Annotated in this window: 13 protein-coding genes and 1 pseudogene; 8 read left to right on the top strand and 6 right to left on the bottom strand. The window is 63.4% G+C overall.

The genetic code is table 11. The annotated features are described in order from the left end of the window. The first annotated feature begins 6 nt into the window (after positions 1–6). Positions 7–456: a DUF1993 domain-containing protein gene (locus tag QN397_RS08305; RefSeq protein ID WP_323500710.1), complete on the top strand. Its 450-nt coding sequence runs from the start codon at positions 7–9 to the stop codon at positions 454–456. Here the strand turns inward: QN397_RS08305 and QN397_RS08310 are convergent. From QN397_RS08310 to QN397_RS08335, 6 genes and pseudogenes are all read right to left on the bottom strand, one after another. Beyond that, entirely contained in the window at positions 440–1402 is a 963-nt protein-coding gene (locus tag QN397_RS08310; protein WP_323500642.1) for a GSU2403 family nucleotidyltransferase fold protein, read from the bottom strand. The two genes, QN397_RS08305 and QN397_RS08310, sit on opposite strands and share 17 nt — an antisense overlap. A gap of 129 nt (positions 1403–1531) precedes the next feature. Beyond that, the gene (locus QN397_RS08315; protein ID WP_323500711.1) at positions 1532–3874 is read right to left on the bottom strand and encodes an SbcC/MukB-like Walker B domain-containing protein; all 2343 of its coding nucleotides are present in this window, start codon (positions 3872–3874) and stop codon (positions 1532–1534) included. Positions 3875–4429: 555 nt separating this feature from the next. Then, positions 4430–4999, bottom strand: a pseudogene (locus QN397_RS08320) (AAA family ATPase); the annotation flags it as partial. Continuing rightward, positions 4996–6231, bottom strand: coding sequence for an exonuclease subunit SbcD (sbcD, locus tag QN397_RS08325; protein WP_323500643.1), 1236 nt, complete (start codon positions 6229–6231; stop codon positions 4996–4998). The pseudogene QN397_RS08320 and the gene sbcD, both read right to left, overlap by 4 nt. Before the next feature lie 84 nt (positions 6232–6315). Then, a complete protein-coding gene (locus tag QN397_RS08330) occupies positions 6316–6957 on the bottom strand; it encodes a DUF1109 domain-containing protein (RefSeq protein WP_323495111.1) in 642 nt (213 codons plus the stop codon). Next, entirely contained in the window at positions 6954–7550 is a 597-nt protein-coding gene (locus QN397_RS08335) for a sigma-70 family RNA polymerase sigma factor (protein ID WP_323500644.1), read from the bottom strand. The genes QN397_RS08330 and QN397_RS08335 overlap by 4 nt, the downstream gene beginning before the upstream one ends. 191 nt (positions 7551–7741) lie before the next feature. Here QN397_RS08335 and QN397_RS08340 point away from each other — a divergent pair, with 191 nt between their 5' ends. The 7 genes from QN397_RS08340 (at position 7742) to QN397_RS08370 (ending at position 14214) form a co-directional block, all read left to right on the top strand. Continuing rightward, on the top strand, positions 7742–9070 hold the full coding sequence (locus tag QN397_RS08340; RefSeq protein WP_323495109.1) for a GTP cyclohydrolase II: 1329 nt from the start codon (positions 7742–7744) through the stop codon (positions 9068–9070). Then, complete coding sequence (locus tag QN397_RS08345) at positions 9067–10491, top strand: URC4/urg3 family protein (RefSeq protein WP_323500645.1); 1425 nt, start codon at positions 9067–9069, stop codon at positions 10489–10491. The genes QN397_RS08340 and QN397_RS08345 overlap by 4 nt, the downstream gene beginning before the upstream one ends. A 90-nt stretch (positions 10492–10581) precedes the next feature. Beyond that, positions 10582–11625 (top strand): cyclopropane-fatty-acyl-phospholipid synthase family protein, encoded by a 1044-nt coding sequence (locus QN397_RS08350; RefSeq protein WP_323495107.1) that lies wholly within the window; start codon positions 10582–10584, stop codon positions 11623–11625. A gap of 29 nt (positions 11626–11654) precedes the next feature. Then, positions 11655–12209 (top strand): DUF2878 domain-containing protein, encoded by a 555-nt coding sequence (locus tag QN397_RS08355; RefSeq protein ID WP_323500646.1) that lies wholly within the window; start codon positions 11655–11657, stop codon positions 12207–12209. Next, a complete protein-coding gene (locus QN397_RS08360) occupies positions 12202–13029 on the top strand; it encodes a DUF1295 domain-containing protein (protein WP_323500647.1) in 828 nt (275 codons plus the stop codon). The genes QN397_RS08355 and QN397_RS08360 overlap by 8 nt, the downstream gene beginning before the upstream one ends. Beyond that, the gene (locus tag QN397_RS08365; protein WP_323500648.1) at positions 13026–13712 is read left to right on the top strand and encodes a DUF6134 family protein; all 687 of its coding nucleotides are present in this window, start codon (positions 13026–13028) and stop codon (positions 13710–13712) included. Before QN397_RS08360 ends, QN397_RS08365 begins: the two co-directional genes overlap by 4 nt. Before the next feature lie 76 nt (positions 13713–13788). Continuing rightward, a complete protein-coding gene (locus QN397_RS08370; RefSeq protein WP_323495103.1) occupies positions 13789–14214 on the top strand; it encodes a DUF2177 family protein in 426 nt (141 codons plus the stop codon). The last annotated feature ends 24 nt before the right edge of the window (positions 14215–14238 follow it).

Below are 14238 nucleotides of genomic sequence, written 5' to 3' on the forward strand. Positions count from 1 at the left end.
ACCGCCGTGCCGGTCACGTTCGCCGGAATGGCGGTCACGTTGCCGGAATCACCGGTCACGTTCGACCGGAATACTCAGCGGTTGGCGCCCGACATGTTTCCGCTGCTCAAGCAAGTACAGATTGCTGCCGATTTTTCACGTGGTGTTTCGGCGCGTCTGGCCGGGGTAGATGTGCCCACCTTTGCAGGCCAAGAGAAGAGCTTTGGCGATCTGGATGTGCTTTTGACCCAAACCCTGGCGTTTCTCGACAGCGTCAACGCATCGCAGTTTGAAGGCAAGGAAAGCGCCGAAATCGTCTTGCGCCCCGGCACGCCGAAAGAGAAGAAGCTCAGTGGGCAGACCTACCTCGCGAACTACGGTTTGCCGCAGTTCTTCTTTCATGTGACAACGAGCTACGACATCCTGCGCCACAACGGTTTGCCCATTGGCAAGCGTGACTTCATGGGCGCGTACTGACCTCTTGAAGCTGGGGCAAGTACTGCTCCAGCAGCACCTGCACCGCATCGGCCTGCAGCACGTCACGACGGCGTTTAAGGGCGTCGCGATCGGCTTGCCCGGCCATCCAGCGTTTAAACGCCATCAACGTGGCCGGGTGCACGGTGTTCATGCGCGCCATGGTGCCGTTGGTGGCAACGATCACGGCAGAGAAGCCCGGCGAGTCGAGCAGTACGTTGGCGCGGTGGGCCTGGGCCACCCAGAAGTCGTCGTCTTCGTCGCTGAGCTTGATGGGGTGTGGGTCGCCATCGGTCTGCTCACGGCGAATGATGTCGACCTCGAAGCCGTCTTTGTTGACAGCGGTGTACTTTTGGCTTTGGCGCATGCGAAAGGTTGGGTCCACCTTTTTGAGCACCCCCAACATGGAACTGTCCACGCGTGCGAGCTGGGTAGAAAAGATGATGCGTTTGCGGGTGTCCCACAGCAAATCGATGTCGCGCGTTGCCAGTGCGTCTGCATCCAGGCGGACCCCGGCGGCGGCCTCGTACGCATACAAGGCATGGGTGCCGACCACGCGAAAGTGCTCACTCAGATGAGTGCTGGCCAACCGGTTGAGAAGCGCCACCACCAGCGGGTCCACCCTGCCAACGCGCAGGGCGCGGTTCATGCGCTGCTGCTGGTCCAGCGCAGCTTTCAGGCTGGAAAGCCGTTCGACGCTGGCCTGCTTTCTTCGGGTGAATTTGTTGTAAACGGCTTGCGTCTCTGGCGTGTCCGGGCCCAGACTTTTCTCTGCCCCGGCAGGCGTGGTGCGCACCAGATATCTGGACTCTGGCGACGACGCGGTCCCCGCATGCCAATACATCCCACCGCGCACCTGGGCAGCTTCCGCTACGGCGTCATCCAAGGCTTCGAACACGGCGACAGCATCGATGTACTGGCGGGTGATAGCGGGGCTGAGTTCATGCATTTCGGTAGATTTTAATGTTTTGGCATTTTTTGCCGAAACACAATAAATAACAATAAGTTAGGTGTTTTTTTTAGTCACTTTGTAGTGCGTTTATCTATCTTCTTCGAACGCCGCACGCCAGTTTTTGCACTACACCACCAACCGCGAATGCCCAATTCCCCCGCCCTTCTCCACCCGGATCTGCGCGGGGATGCGCTCTTTCAGCGCCTCTACGTGGCTGATGATGCCGATCATCTTGCCGCTGGCGTTCAGTGAATCCAGCGCCGTCAGCGCGATCTCCAGCGTGTCGCCGTCGAGCGAGCCAAAGCCTTCGTCGAGGAAGAGCGAATCGATGGACGTTTTGTTGCTCACCAGGTCCGACAGCGCCAGGGCCAGCGCAAGGCTGACCAGGAAGCCTTCGCCGCCCGACAGGGTGCGCGTGTCGCGCGTGGCATCGCCCTGCCATGCATCCACGATGTCCAGTTCCAGTTCGCCAGTGGGCTTGCGACGCAGCAGGTAGCGGCCGTGCAGGCGCGCCAAGTGCCGGTTAGCAAGGTGCAGCAAATGGTCGAGCGTGAGCCCCTGGGCGAACTTGCGGAACTTGTCGCCTCTGGCAGAGCCGATCAAGCCGTCCAGCCGTTGCCAGATATCGGCCTCTCCGGTCTGTTCGCTGATTTGCGCAAACAGGGCTTGCTGGTTTTGGCGGTGTTGCGCATCGCTCGTAAGCAAGGCGCGCTGGGCACCGATTTGTTCGCTGAGGGCACTGCGCTGCGCCTCTAGCGCCTCCATTTGCTCAACGATTTCTTCGGCGGCGAGTGGCGTGAGTGCTTGTACTTCCAACTGCGTTTGTTTGTCGCGTGCGGCCTGCAACAGTGCGTTGGCCCGCTGTTGCGCGGCGTTCAGTGAATCTTTCAGCGCACTCAAGCGCTGGCGTTCGGGCTCGGGCAAAAGTGCGACCTCAAACGCTGGCGCGTCGGCAAAAGGGCTGGCGTTCAGGGCGGTGTGCCACGCGCCTTCCGCGTCCAGTAAGGCTGCGCGTTGTTGCGCGAGAGCTGCCTCTGCCTGCGCATGTCGGCCCGTCAGGGCGGCGATGGTTTGGGTCAGGATGGCGATGTCGTGAGTGCAAGCGGCGAGCGCGGCCGGCAGTTCATCGGCCGCCACTTCCTTGTGCGCGGGCGAGGCCATCGCGGGTTGATCCGCGCGGGCCTGCAGGTCGGTCCATCGTTGCGCCCACGAGCTGGCTTCTGTCTGTGTCGCGTCGCACTGGGCTTGCTGGCGGGTGATGGCTTGGGCCAGCGCCTGAAGTTGGCGCTGGGTCTGCTGCCAGTGTTGCCACTCACCGTCTCGCTCTTGTAGCCACGGCTTGGGATCGGCTGGCAGCGCGTAGCCGGCTTCGGCCAGTGTGGTTTGCAGGCTCGCCTCCACGGTCGCGAGCTCTTCCTGATTTGTTTGACCGGTTTGCACCAGCGTCGTCTGGCGCACCTGCGAATCCTTGGCCGCCTGTCGCATCAGGGCCAGCTGGCCCTGTGCCGCCTGCAACGCCTGGGCGCTTTGGTTGGCGGCTGCCTGGGCGCGCTGAATCGTCTGTTCGCCCGTCTCTGCGGCTTGCAGATCGTCGGCGAGTTGGACGAGAGCCTGTGCAACAGTCTGGCGCCCGGCAGCCAAGTGCTCGGCGCTGTGCCAATCGTCAACGGTCAATGCGGGCGTGGTTTTCACCTGGCTGATCGACGCGGTCCAAACGGTTTGCCACTGGCTGATGTGCTGTGCGGCTTTCTCTTGACTGTTCAGCCGCTCTGTTTGGCGAGCGTTGCTCGCAGCCAAAGCGGCGGAGGCGATTTCCCCCTGTGTTTTCAGTTTCTCGAGCGCATCTTGTTTGAGCTTCAAGGTGGCGGCGGTGGCTGAAACATCGAGCGCTTGGTAAGCATCGATTGCGGGGTGTTCCACGGCACCGCACAAGGGGCAAGCCTCCCCGGGCTGCAATGCCAGGCGGTGCGCATCCAGGCTTTGAATGCGGCGCTCCTGGTCGAGCAGTTTTTGCTTGTCTGCAACCTGCTCTTTCACCGCTTTGTATTCTTCCCGCAGCGCTGACACCGCAGCAGTTTGCGTACCTATCGTGGCGTTGCCTTGCTGCACGTCCGCGGCCAGCGTGCCCTGCTGGGTCGCGAGTTCACGACGCTGTTTGGCCAGAGCTTCCAGCTGTTGCCAGCGGTTCAGATGGCCCTGCTCGGCCTGCCACAGCGCGCGCAAACCGGCGGGCGTCTGCCCGGCCAATCGCTGATCTTGTGCGGCCTGCGCCGATTGCTGCGCGGACGCCGATGCGGTTTTTGCCAGGGCCGCTGTATCCACCAGGGCGCTCTGTGCCGTGAGTTTGCGGCTGCGGGCCGCTTGCTCTTCTTTCAGCGCCTGCAAAGCCTGTTGCTGGGTGACTAGGTTGTGTTGCAGCCGATGGCGTTGGTCGAACTGTTGCCGCCAACTGCCCAGGCGTTCGCCCAAGGCGGCGCGCTGTGGGTACGTTACGCAAAAGTCGGTGAGCTGCTGATGCTCACCTTTTCTCAGCGTGAGTTGGTCTTGTGCATGCTGCGCAATTCGGCTGGACAGCGTTTGGGCAAGGTGGTGTTGCTGGTAGTGAGCGGTGGTCTCGCGTTGCCGATCGACGCGGAGCGTTGCCAGCACGGTTTCGCTATGGCCGCATGCGGCTTGCGCTTGTTGCCAAGCGTGGTGCAGCGGCTTGAGCGTTTGCGCAGGCTCGCTGTCGGCAAGGCGGCGAAGTTCGGGTGCGGCGGTTTCCAGCGCCGCTGCCGCTGCAATGCCTTGCGCCTCCATGCTTTGCACCTCTTGCGCGCTTTGCGCCAGGTTCAGCTGCCATTGGCGTTGTGCTTGGGTGACCTGCTGGTTGGCTTGCACGCCCAGCAGTTCATCACCCCAACGCTTCACGTCGCCTTGCATGGCCTCGCGCTTGTCTGCGGTCAACAGTTCCACGCCGTCTGCGCGAGCCTTGAGTTGCTCCAGTTGCTGCTTGGCCTGTCGCGCCTCGTCGAACACTTTCTTGGAGATTTCGCCATAGATTTCAGTGCCCGTCAGCTCCTCCAGCAACTCGGCTCGGTCGTTGGCGCTAGCGTTCAAGAATGCAGCAAAGCCGCCTTGGGCCAGCAGCATGGACTTGGTGAAACGGGGGAAGTCGAGGCCGGTGATCTCCGCCATGCGCTTGAGCTTGTCGCCGCTTTGGCGCGTCAAGATCGTCCCTGCGCCGCTGGTCCGGTCGACGCTGGCCAGTTCCACTTTGGGAGCCTGCAGCGCGCCGTCGACTTTGTCGCGGGCGCGGCGCTGGCTCCAGAACGCGCGGTACACAGCGCCCTTCACTTCGAACTCCACCTCGGCCAGGCAATCGGCGGTGTGCCGCGTCATGATGTCGTTGGCCGACGCCGAGATGCTCTTCAGGCGCGGCGTCTCGTGGTACAGCGCCAGGCAGATCGCGTCGAGCAAGGTCGACTTGCCCGCGCCGGTGGGGCCGGTGATGGCAAACAGGCTGTTGTCGGTAAAGGGGGATTTGGTGAAGTCGATCGTCCACTCACCTTTGAGTGAGTTGAGGTTCTTCAGGCGCAGACTCAGAATTTTCATGCTGCACCCTCCGTGAGACCGGTCACGATGGCTCGGTAACGCTGGCTCAAGGCCACCAGCAGTTCAGGCGTCAGTTCTTCTTGCGCCAATCGGCGCGAAAATACATCGTGGGGGCTGAGTTCATCCAGCGTTTCACTCACCTCGCCAGCCATGCTGGCTGCCGCATTGCCACGCTGGCGCCGCACGCGCAAAACCTCCACGGGCAAGCCTTGCGTCATGACCTCGATGCGCGCAGGCAAGTCGGACAAATAGTCGTCCTCCGCGACGGTGACTTCCAGCCAGACCGGTCGCGCAGCAGACCCTTCAAGAGCGGCTGCGGTGATGGCACTGGCCAGCGCCATCAAGTTGCCGCCGACAGAGATCAACGGCTGGAACCGCGGCACCATCAGCGGCGTGATGGCCGTCAGTCCGTCCGCGCCCAGGTCCACCAGCAACATCTCTTTTTGCTGCCGCGCTTCGTCGAACCCCAGAGGGATGGGCGAGCCGCAATAGCGAATGTGATCGAGTCCACCAACCTTTTGCGGCTTGTGAATGTGCCCCAACGCGATGTAGTCCACCGGCGGAAACGCCGACGTGGGATAGGCATCGAGCGAGCCCACATAGATCTCGCGGACCGACTCATTGCTGGTGGCGCCCACGGTAGTGAGATGCCCGGTGGCGATCAGCGGAACGACGCGGCCCAGTTCGCTTTTCAGTTCTGCTTGCCGTGCGCGGCCCGCCTCGTAGACCGATTGGTAATAGGCCTGAATGGCAGCTCGCATGGACTGCTGTTTTTCGTCGGCACTCTGCCCGGCCTGGCTCTGCAATACGTCACGCGGGCGAATGAATGGAATCGCACAGACGATGCAGCCCGCCTCACCCTTGCCGCCCCGCAACGGCAGCACGACGACTTGGCTTGCGGGGTCGTCCACCGTCGCGATCACTGTCGAGCTCAGGCAGGCGAGCAATCCGCGGCTTTCGCCCAGTGTCGCAACCGAATCATGGTTGCCCCCGAGCAGCAGCAGCGCAACACCCGCGCCGTGCAGTCGAACCACCAATTGGCTGTACAGCTCGCGCGCATAACTTGGGGGAGATCCGGTGTCGAAGATGTCGCCGGCGATAAGCACCGCATCCACCGCATGCGCATCGACTTGAAGCAGCAGCCAGTCGATCAGGCATTGATGCTCCGCCTGGCGGCTCTTGCCCATGAAATGCTGGCCCAAATGCCAGTCGGAAGTGTGAAGAATTCGCATCAGCTCTTGTTCCCTGTCGGTCTGTGGCTCATTTTCACCAACTCATCTTCCGTACTCCTCCCGCCCCCACCCACTCCTGCAGCATCACCAGCGCAGCAAGCGCGGCCCCACGACAGCCCCGATCGCAATCGCCAGGACGATACCGCCCACGTACCAGACCGCCAGGAACGGCGCGGCCAGCTCCATGCAGTGCAGCGCATAGACGCTGCCGCCGATGCCACCCGCCAGTGCACCGGCTGCGGCGCCCGCGAGCGCAGGGCGGGTCGGCGCCAGGCTGCGCAGCGCGACGATCGCCGCGACGAACACCGGCAAGCCGATCAGGCAGATGCTCAATGCGCAGGTCTTCCAGGTCTGCCCCATCAGCATCGGCATGCGTGCATCGGCGGGCGCGCCGAGCCAGGCGACGATCGCCAGCAGCCACACACCCACCGCCGGGAGCAACGCAGCCCACCAGGCATTCCGCACCGGAACTCCGGGCCGCGCCAGCCTCTGCAGCATCACGAAGCCGGCGACAGCGATGCAGGCCGGGAAAAGCAGCTTGAACCAGAACATCGGCCAGAACATGACCTCGACAAGATCGCGCCGGAGGCCGTATTCGGCAAACAGGATCAGCAGCGACAGCGGCAAGCCGACGGCCACCGCCCAGGTCATGCGCCGCGACGCCGCATGCCGCGGCACGGGCGCCACGCCATTGGCGAGCATCGTCACGAGATCGTCGGTCTTCATGGCGCGCTCCTGAATCGTGCAGCCAGCGCCTTCAGGCCGCGGTGCACGTTGACCTTGACGGCCGACTCCGACATGCCGATGAGCCGCGAGGTCTCGGCGACCGACAGCCCTTCGATCTTCACGTGGACGATCGGCAGGCGTTGGCGGTCGGGCAATGTGGCGAGCAATCCACCCAAGTCGCGCCGGGCGTCGCTGGCATCGGTAGCCGACGCGGCGAAGACTTCGAGGTCTTCGTCGATCGGATCGTGCAAGGCCTCGCGGATCGATTTGGAGCGCAGCAGATCGATCATTTTGTAGCGGGCGATGGCATGCACCCATGCCGTCAAGGGCTGGTCGGGCTGGTACGTGTGACGCTGGTTGTGCATTGCGAGCAGGCATTCCTGTACGAGGTCTTCGACCTCATCGGGCCAGCCGAACAGGCGCTTGCCCAAAAACGCGCGAAGGTGCGCGCAGAGTTTCGACAGGAACGTGTGGTACGCCGCGGCGTCTCCGGTAAGTCCACGAAGGAACAAATCACGAAGGACGGTTTCGACCGTTTCGCCGGCATTGGCGCCGCGCGCACCCGTCGCGCTGTCCCTTGTTATTCGTGGCATGGGGTGGAACGGTTACGGCACTGGCGAAAAAAGAGGTCAAAGAATTGTGCCGTGCGCTGGCTTGCCAGTTCACAAGGGGGTCGCTACATTGATGTTTTTGAGGGCCTGCAATGTCTGTTGATGCCGTTTCGATTCCTTCTCTTGCTCCCGCTGCTCCCGCTGCTTCCGCTGTTTCCGGTCCTCCGTCCCTGATGTTCTCTCTGTCGCCCGACATTGCAGTTTCCGTCGACATCCCCGTTGGCGGCGCCTTGCCCTCACCGCTGCCGGCCGTCCCTGCAACACCAGCTCAACGCCACATCCGACTCACCTCGCACAGCGGCGGCTTCGGCGCGCTGCCCATCCGTTGGGCAGCGGCCAGCGCGGCCGAACGCGGTCCGGTCGTCGGCACCACGACCTCGCGCGCGCACCGCAACGTCATCGGCACCCACAGTGGTTCGTACAGCGTGTACCGCGCGCTCGCCGTCGCGGCCGGCGCACTCAAGCGCGAGCATCGCGCCGACCTGACCAACACCGCGCCGACCGACCTCATCGGCCCCTATCCGCAGTGGAGCGAGCCCGGCAAGATCGTCTCGCTAGACCCTTGGGGCGCGCTGGTGGCCGATGTGTTTTCGGGCGAGCTCGCGGCCGGCTACGACATCCGCCCGACTATCGCCATCACGCAGGCCCACGTCATCCTGCCGGAGGTAATCGAGGCGCTGCAAAGCGGACGCCTCAAGGCCGACGGCAAGTTCCTGACCGCCGGCGGTGCCGCGATGGTGACCAAGGCGGCGATCGAGCCCGTCTGGTTTTTGCCAGACGTGGCCAAGCGCTTCGGTTGCAGCGAAACCGATCTGCGCCGCACGCTGTTCGAGGAGACCGGCGGCATGTACCCCGAGCTGGTCACGCGCTCCGATCTTGAAGTGTTCTTGCCACCCATCGGCGGACAGACGCTCTACATCTTCGGCAACCCGCGCGATCTGGCGAATCCGGAGGTCGAACTCACCGCGCGCATCCACGACGAGTGCAACGGCTCCGACGTGTTCGGCTCCGACATTTGCACTTGTCGGCCGTATTTGACCCATGCCATTGAGGAATGCATTCAGGGCGCGCAACGTGGCGGCGTCGGGCTGGTCGCCTACTCGCGCAAGGAAGGCCGGGCGCTCGGTGAAGTCACCAAGTTTTTGGTCTACAACGCGCGCAAGCGCCAGGTCGGCGGCGACACGGCAGACCAGTACTTCGCGCGGACGGAGTGCGTGGCCGGCGTGCAGGACATGCGCTTCCAGGAGCTGATGCCTGATGTCTTCCACTGGCTCGGCATCCGGAAGATTCACCGGCTGGTTTCGATGAGCAATCTCAAGTACGACGCCATCACCGGCTCGGGCATCGAGATCGGCGAGCGAGTCAACATTCCGGACGACCTGATCCCAGCCGACGCCAAGGTCGAGATGGACGCCAAGAAAGCCGCCGGCTACTTCACACCAGGCCATGTGCCCAATGCCGATGAGTTGAAGCAGGCCAAAGGTCGGGGGCTCGCCAAATGAGCCGCGACAACTACGGCGTCGACCCGGAGCGCCCGACACACAACGCAGCCGTTCGAAGTGCGGACGCGGAAGGCCATGTCGATCCGATCGTCGAGCTGACCGACGACAGCAGTCATGCGGCGGGCGCTGCGGCGTTGTTGCGCACCACTGCGGCTGTCCGCGAGCGCTCGGCCGCCTTGCTGGCACGCGCGCGGCGCGGCGAGTCGGCGTGGTTCACCATCGGCAACGACAGCACCATCGAAGATGCCGCACGGGCCGTGGCAGAAGTAACGCTTGAACGATACCCGTGGGACACGATTCCGTACCACAGCCGCTGGCGCCATTTCGAGGCCGGTGGTGTCGACCGGCTGGCCGAGTTGAACACCCTGTTGGGCGAAGCCGCGACATCGCGTGAGCGTGCCCGCGCGCAGATCGATCTGGCGTTGGTCAGCGTGTTGCTCGACGCCGGTGCCGGGCCCGATTGGCGCTACATCGAAACTGCCTTCGGCGACGAAGAAGGCCAGAGCTTCTCGCGCTCAGAAGGCCTGGCCGTGGCGAGCTTTCATGCGTTCACCAGCGGCCTGTTTTCATCCGATCCCGACCGTCCGCTGCAGGCCGACGCGGCCGGTCTGAAGGCACTCGTCACAGACCGTCTCGGCGACGCACTGCAAGTGAGCGAAGCCAATCCGCTGATCGGCCTTGCCGGGCGCGCGATGCTGTTGCGCAGGCTCGGCGAGGCGATGACCGAGCAGCCCGAGGTGTTCGGCGACAGCGGCCGGCCCGGCGGACTGTTCGACGCGCTGGTCGGCCCGTACGGCCCCGCCGCGCCACCGACGGCCGAGGTCACGGCGCACGAGATTCTGTCGCTGTTGCTCGATTCGTTCTCGGGCATCTGGCCGGCATCCAACGCCATCGACAGCCTGGCCGCCGACGGCAGCGACAACGCCGGCGGCTTCGGCACCAGCGACCGGGCATTGGCGCTCGGCGATTGCTGGCGCCACAGCGCAGTGACCGGCCCCGGCTTGACCGATGGATGGATGCCGTTTCACAAGCTCTCGCAGTGGCTGACCTATTCATTGCTGGAGCCGTTCGCTTGGGCCGGCGTCAAGGTGCGGCATCTGGAGACGCTGACCGCACTGCCCGAATACCGCAACGGCGGCCTGCTGATCGACAGTCAGGTCATCGTGCCGAAGGACCCTGCGTTTCTCGAACGCAGCTGGAAGGTCAGCGACGAGTTCATCGTGGAGTGGCGTGCGCTCACGGTCGCGCTGCTCGATGAAGTGGCGCCGCGTGTGCGCAAGGTGCTGAACCGCACGGAAGAAGATATGCCGCTGGCGTGCGTCCTTGAAGGCGGAACCTGGGCGGCGGGACGCGCGTCGGCACATCGCCTGCGCAACGGCGCACCGCCACTGATGATCGAGAGCGACGGCACCGTCTTTTAGAGACGAATTCGACCTGCAGATCCAAACGGCATCGGGCTGCGTAACAGCTCTGGAATCACACACATCGTGTGCCTGGAGAAGAAAGCGCACATGTCGCAAAACACTGCCACCGCGATCCATTGGGTCGAACAGGGCTACGTGCCAGACCGAGTCGTGCGGGCAGGCATCCGCCGCTTGTTGAAAGCGCGGGTGATCGAGCTGGAAAGCGCCGATACCGAATCCACGTCTGATCAGACCAGCGATTTTCTCGCAACAATGCGCAGCGCTGAACTGGCGCCTCTGCCCGAAAAGGCCAACGAGCAGCACTACGAAGTACCGGCCGCGTTCTTCGGCGCCGTACTCGGCAAGCATCGTAAATACAGCAGTTGCTATTGGCCCGACGGCGTCGACACGCTCGAAGCGGCCGAGGCGGCCTCGCTCAACGCAACATGCGAACGCGCCGGCCTGAAAGATGGGCAGCAGGTGCTGGAACTCGGTTGCGGCTGGGGTTCGCTGACGCTCTTCATGGCCCAGCGCTACCCCGGCAGCCAGATCACCGCACTGTCGAATTCCAGCTCCCAGCGCGAGTACATCGAATCCGAAGCGACGCGCCGCGGGCTGACCAACGTTCGCGTGCTCACCCGCGACTTCAACGTCTTCAGCAGCGACGAGCAGTTCGACCGCATCGTGTCGATCGAGATGTTCGAGCACCTGCGGAACTGGCCACGTGCATTCGCCAACGTCGCCTCATGGTTGAGGCCGGGAGGCCGCTTCTTCATGCACGTGTTCGCGCACCGCGACGCGCCCTACCCCTTCGTCGAGCGCGATGCCAGCGACTGGATGAGCAAGCACTTTTTCTCTGGCGGCATGATGCCCAGCGACGACCTGGCATTGCACTGCCAGGACGACTTGCGCCTGCTGCAACGCTGGCGCTGGAACGGCACGCACTACCAGCGCACGTCGGCAGCGTGGCTGCGCAACATGGATGCGCACCGCAGCGAACTGATGCCGCTGTTCGAGAGCACCTATGGTGGTGAAGCCAACGTGTGGTGGACGCGGTGGCGCCTGTTCTTCATGTCGGTCGAAGAGCTGTTCGGTTACGACGAAGGCCAGCGGTGGTGGGTCAGCCACTACCTGTTCGAGAAGCGCGCGTGACAGTCGCTCCAGCGCAACCAACGCGGACCATGCAACTCGCGAACGTGGTGCTGGCGCAGATCGGCTGGTTCGCGGCAGTGCTCGGTGCCGCGCACGACCGGCCGCTCTGGGGATTGGCATGCGGGCTCGCGGTGATCGCATGGCACATCGCCGTTTCCTCGCGACCTGCGCAGGAGGCTGCACTCGTTGCGCTGGTTTGCCTGATCGGCTTTGCATCGGAGACGATTCATGTCGCGCTGGGCAACATCGGCTATCCGTCGGGGCAACCCTTGGCCCATCTGCCGCCCTACTGGATGATCGGTCTTTGGGGCTTGTTCGCGATCCAGTTGAACGTGACATTGCGCTGGCTGCGCCCGCGGCTGTGGCTGGCCGTCGTGCTCGGCGCTATTGCCGGCCCGGCCTCTTTTGCGTCGGGCGTGCGGCTTGGCGGCGCGTCGTTCATTCATGCCACGCCGGCGCTGGCCGAACTGGTCGTTGGCTGGGCCGTGCTGATGCCACTGCTGGTCTGGTTGTCGATCCGATTCGATGGCGTGATCGTCGAGGCGGTCATACATGCCGATCTTCCGGAGACTGCTCATGCGTGAGGTGATTGCAATGTGGCCGATAGCCTTTACTGGATTGGGCGTGACCGCCGTGCTGGCAGTGTTGACCTGGCTGGTGAGCCTGTCGCGCACCGACGTGAGTCTGGTCGACCGCATGTGGCCGATCTTGATCGCGGGTGCGGGGTGCGTTTACTTCGTGCTAATGCCGGCGCCGGGCATTCGAAGCGTTTGCATGATCGCCATCGCGGTCGCGTGGGCGTTGCGCCTCAGTCTGTTCATCACGGTACGCAACTGGGGGCACGGGGAAGATCGCCGCTATCAGGAGATCCGCGCCCGCAACCAGCCGAACTTCGGGTTTAAAAGCCTGTACCTCATCTTCGCTTTGCAGGTGGTGCTCGCGTGGATTGTCTCGGCTCCGTTGTTCGTGGGCGTCGTCGCGGGAAATACCGTTGGCGTTGTCGCACCGAACCCGCTTGGCTTGCTCGATTGGGCGGGCATGTCGATCGCGATCTTCGGCGTGGTTTTCGAAGCCATCGGTGACCAGCAAATGGCCACTTTCAAGTCCGACCCCGCCCAGAAGGGCCAGGTCATGGACCGCGGCCTGTGGCGCTATACCAGACACCCCAACTACTTCGGCGAGGCCTGCGTCTGGTGGGGACTGTGGCTGATGGCGCTGTCCGCCGCAGGCTGGGGCGGTGCGTGGAGCGTCGTTTCGCCGCTGCTCATGACGGTACTGCTGCTCAAGGTGTCCGGCGTGACGCTGCTCGAAAAGGACATTGCTGAGCGCCGGCCGAAGTACCGTGAATACGTCGAGCGGACCAACGCATTCGTGCCGGGCCCGCCGCGCAAAGGTACGCCATGAAAGCGCTGCATGCTGTCCATGTCGGTAAAACGCTGGCGCTTTCGCTCTCGTTCGGCCTGCTGGCAACGGCACCGAGCCATGCGGCGACAGCACCGACCGGCGAATGGAATTTCGTTGCCTCGCTGAACGACAAGCCCATTGGGGAACACCGCTTCAATGTGACCGGTTCCGGCGACGAGCGGCGAGTTGTCGGAGAGGCGAACTTCGACGTCAGATTCATCGGCATATCGGCTTACCGCTACCAGCACAAAGTCGTCGAGAAGTGGCGCGGCAACTGCTTGACCGACCTCGTCTCGAAGACGGACGACGATGGCAAGATCATGCGCGTGCGCACGCAAACCGAAGGCGAAGGCAGCTCTGGAGGCGAAGGGCTCATGGTCTTCGCGGATAACGCCACGGGCTTGTCCGTGGCGGGCTGCGTGATGAGCTTCGCCTATTGGAATCCGGCCCTGCAGACGCAGACACGACTGCTCAACGCGCAGACCGGCAAGCTTGAAAAAGTGCAGATCACGCGCGTCGGTAGCGGCGAGATCGATGTGCGCGGGCAATCGACCGTGGCGACGCGGTGGCGCATCACGGGCGCCACGAATCCGATCGACGTCTGGTACTCAGCCACCGGCGACTGGCTCGGTCTCGACTCGACTGTCGACGGCGGCCGCAAGCTCAGCTACCGGTTGAAGTAAAAGTGGCGCAAGCATTGCGTCTGAAGTGATCCATGGTCGGCCATGCGTCGTAATGGTTGCAGGAGAACCACCCACCATGTCCATTCGAAACTTCCTCATCGCCTACCCCATCACGGCCATTATCTTTCTGGGGCTAGATGCCATCTGGCTCACCACCATGGCCGACCGGCTCTACCGGCCGGCCCTCGGCAACATGATGCTGGAGCGCTTTTCGCCGGCACCGGCGATTGCGTTCTACCTGATCTACATCGTGGGTGTCGTGTTCTTCTGCGTGGCGCCATCGGTCAACGGCCGGGCTTGGCTGTCGGCGCTCGGCTCGGGCGCCTTGCTCGGGCTGGTGGCCTATGCGACCTATGACCTAACCAACCAGGCGACGCTGAAAAACTGGCCTGTACAGGTCACCATGGCCGACCTGTGCTGGGGGACTTTCGTGACTGCCGTGTCGGCCGCAGCAGCCTGCTGGATCACCGGGTGGATCAGCGATTTCATCGGCCGCCGCTGATTTCGCTGGAGCTAAAAAAAACCG

The organism is Variovorax sp. RTB1, assembly GCF_035018765.1.
Taxonomy (GTDB): Bacteria; Pseudomonadota; Gammaproteobacteria; order Burkholderiales; family Burkholderiaceae_C; genus Variovorax.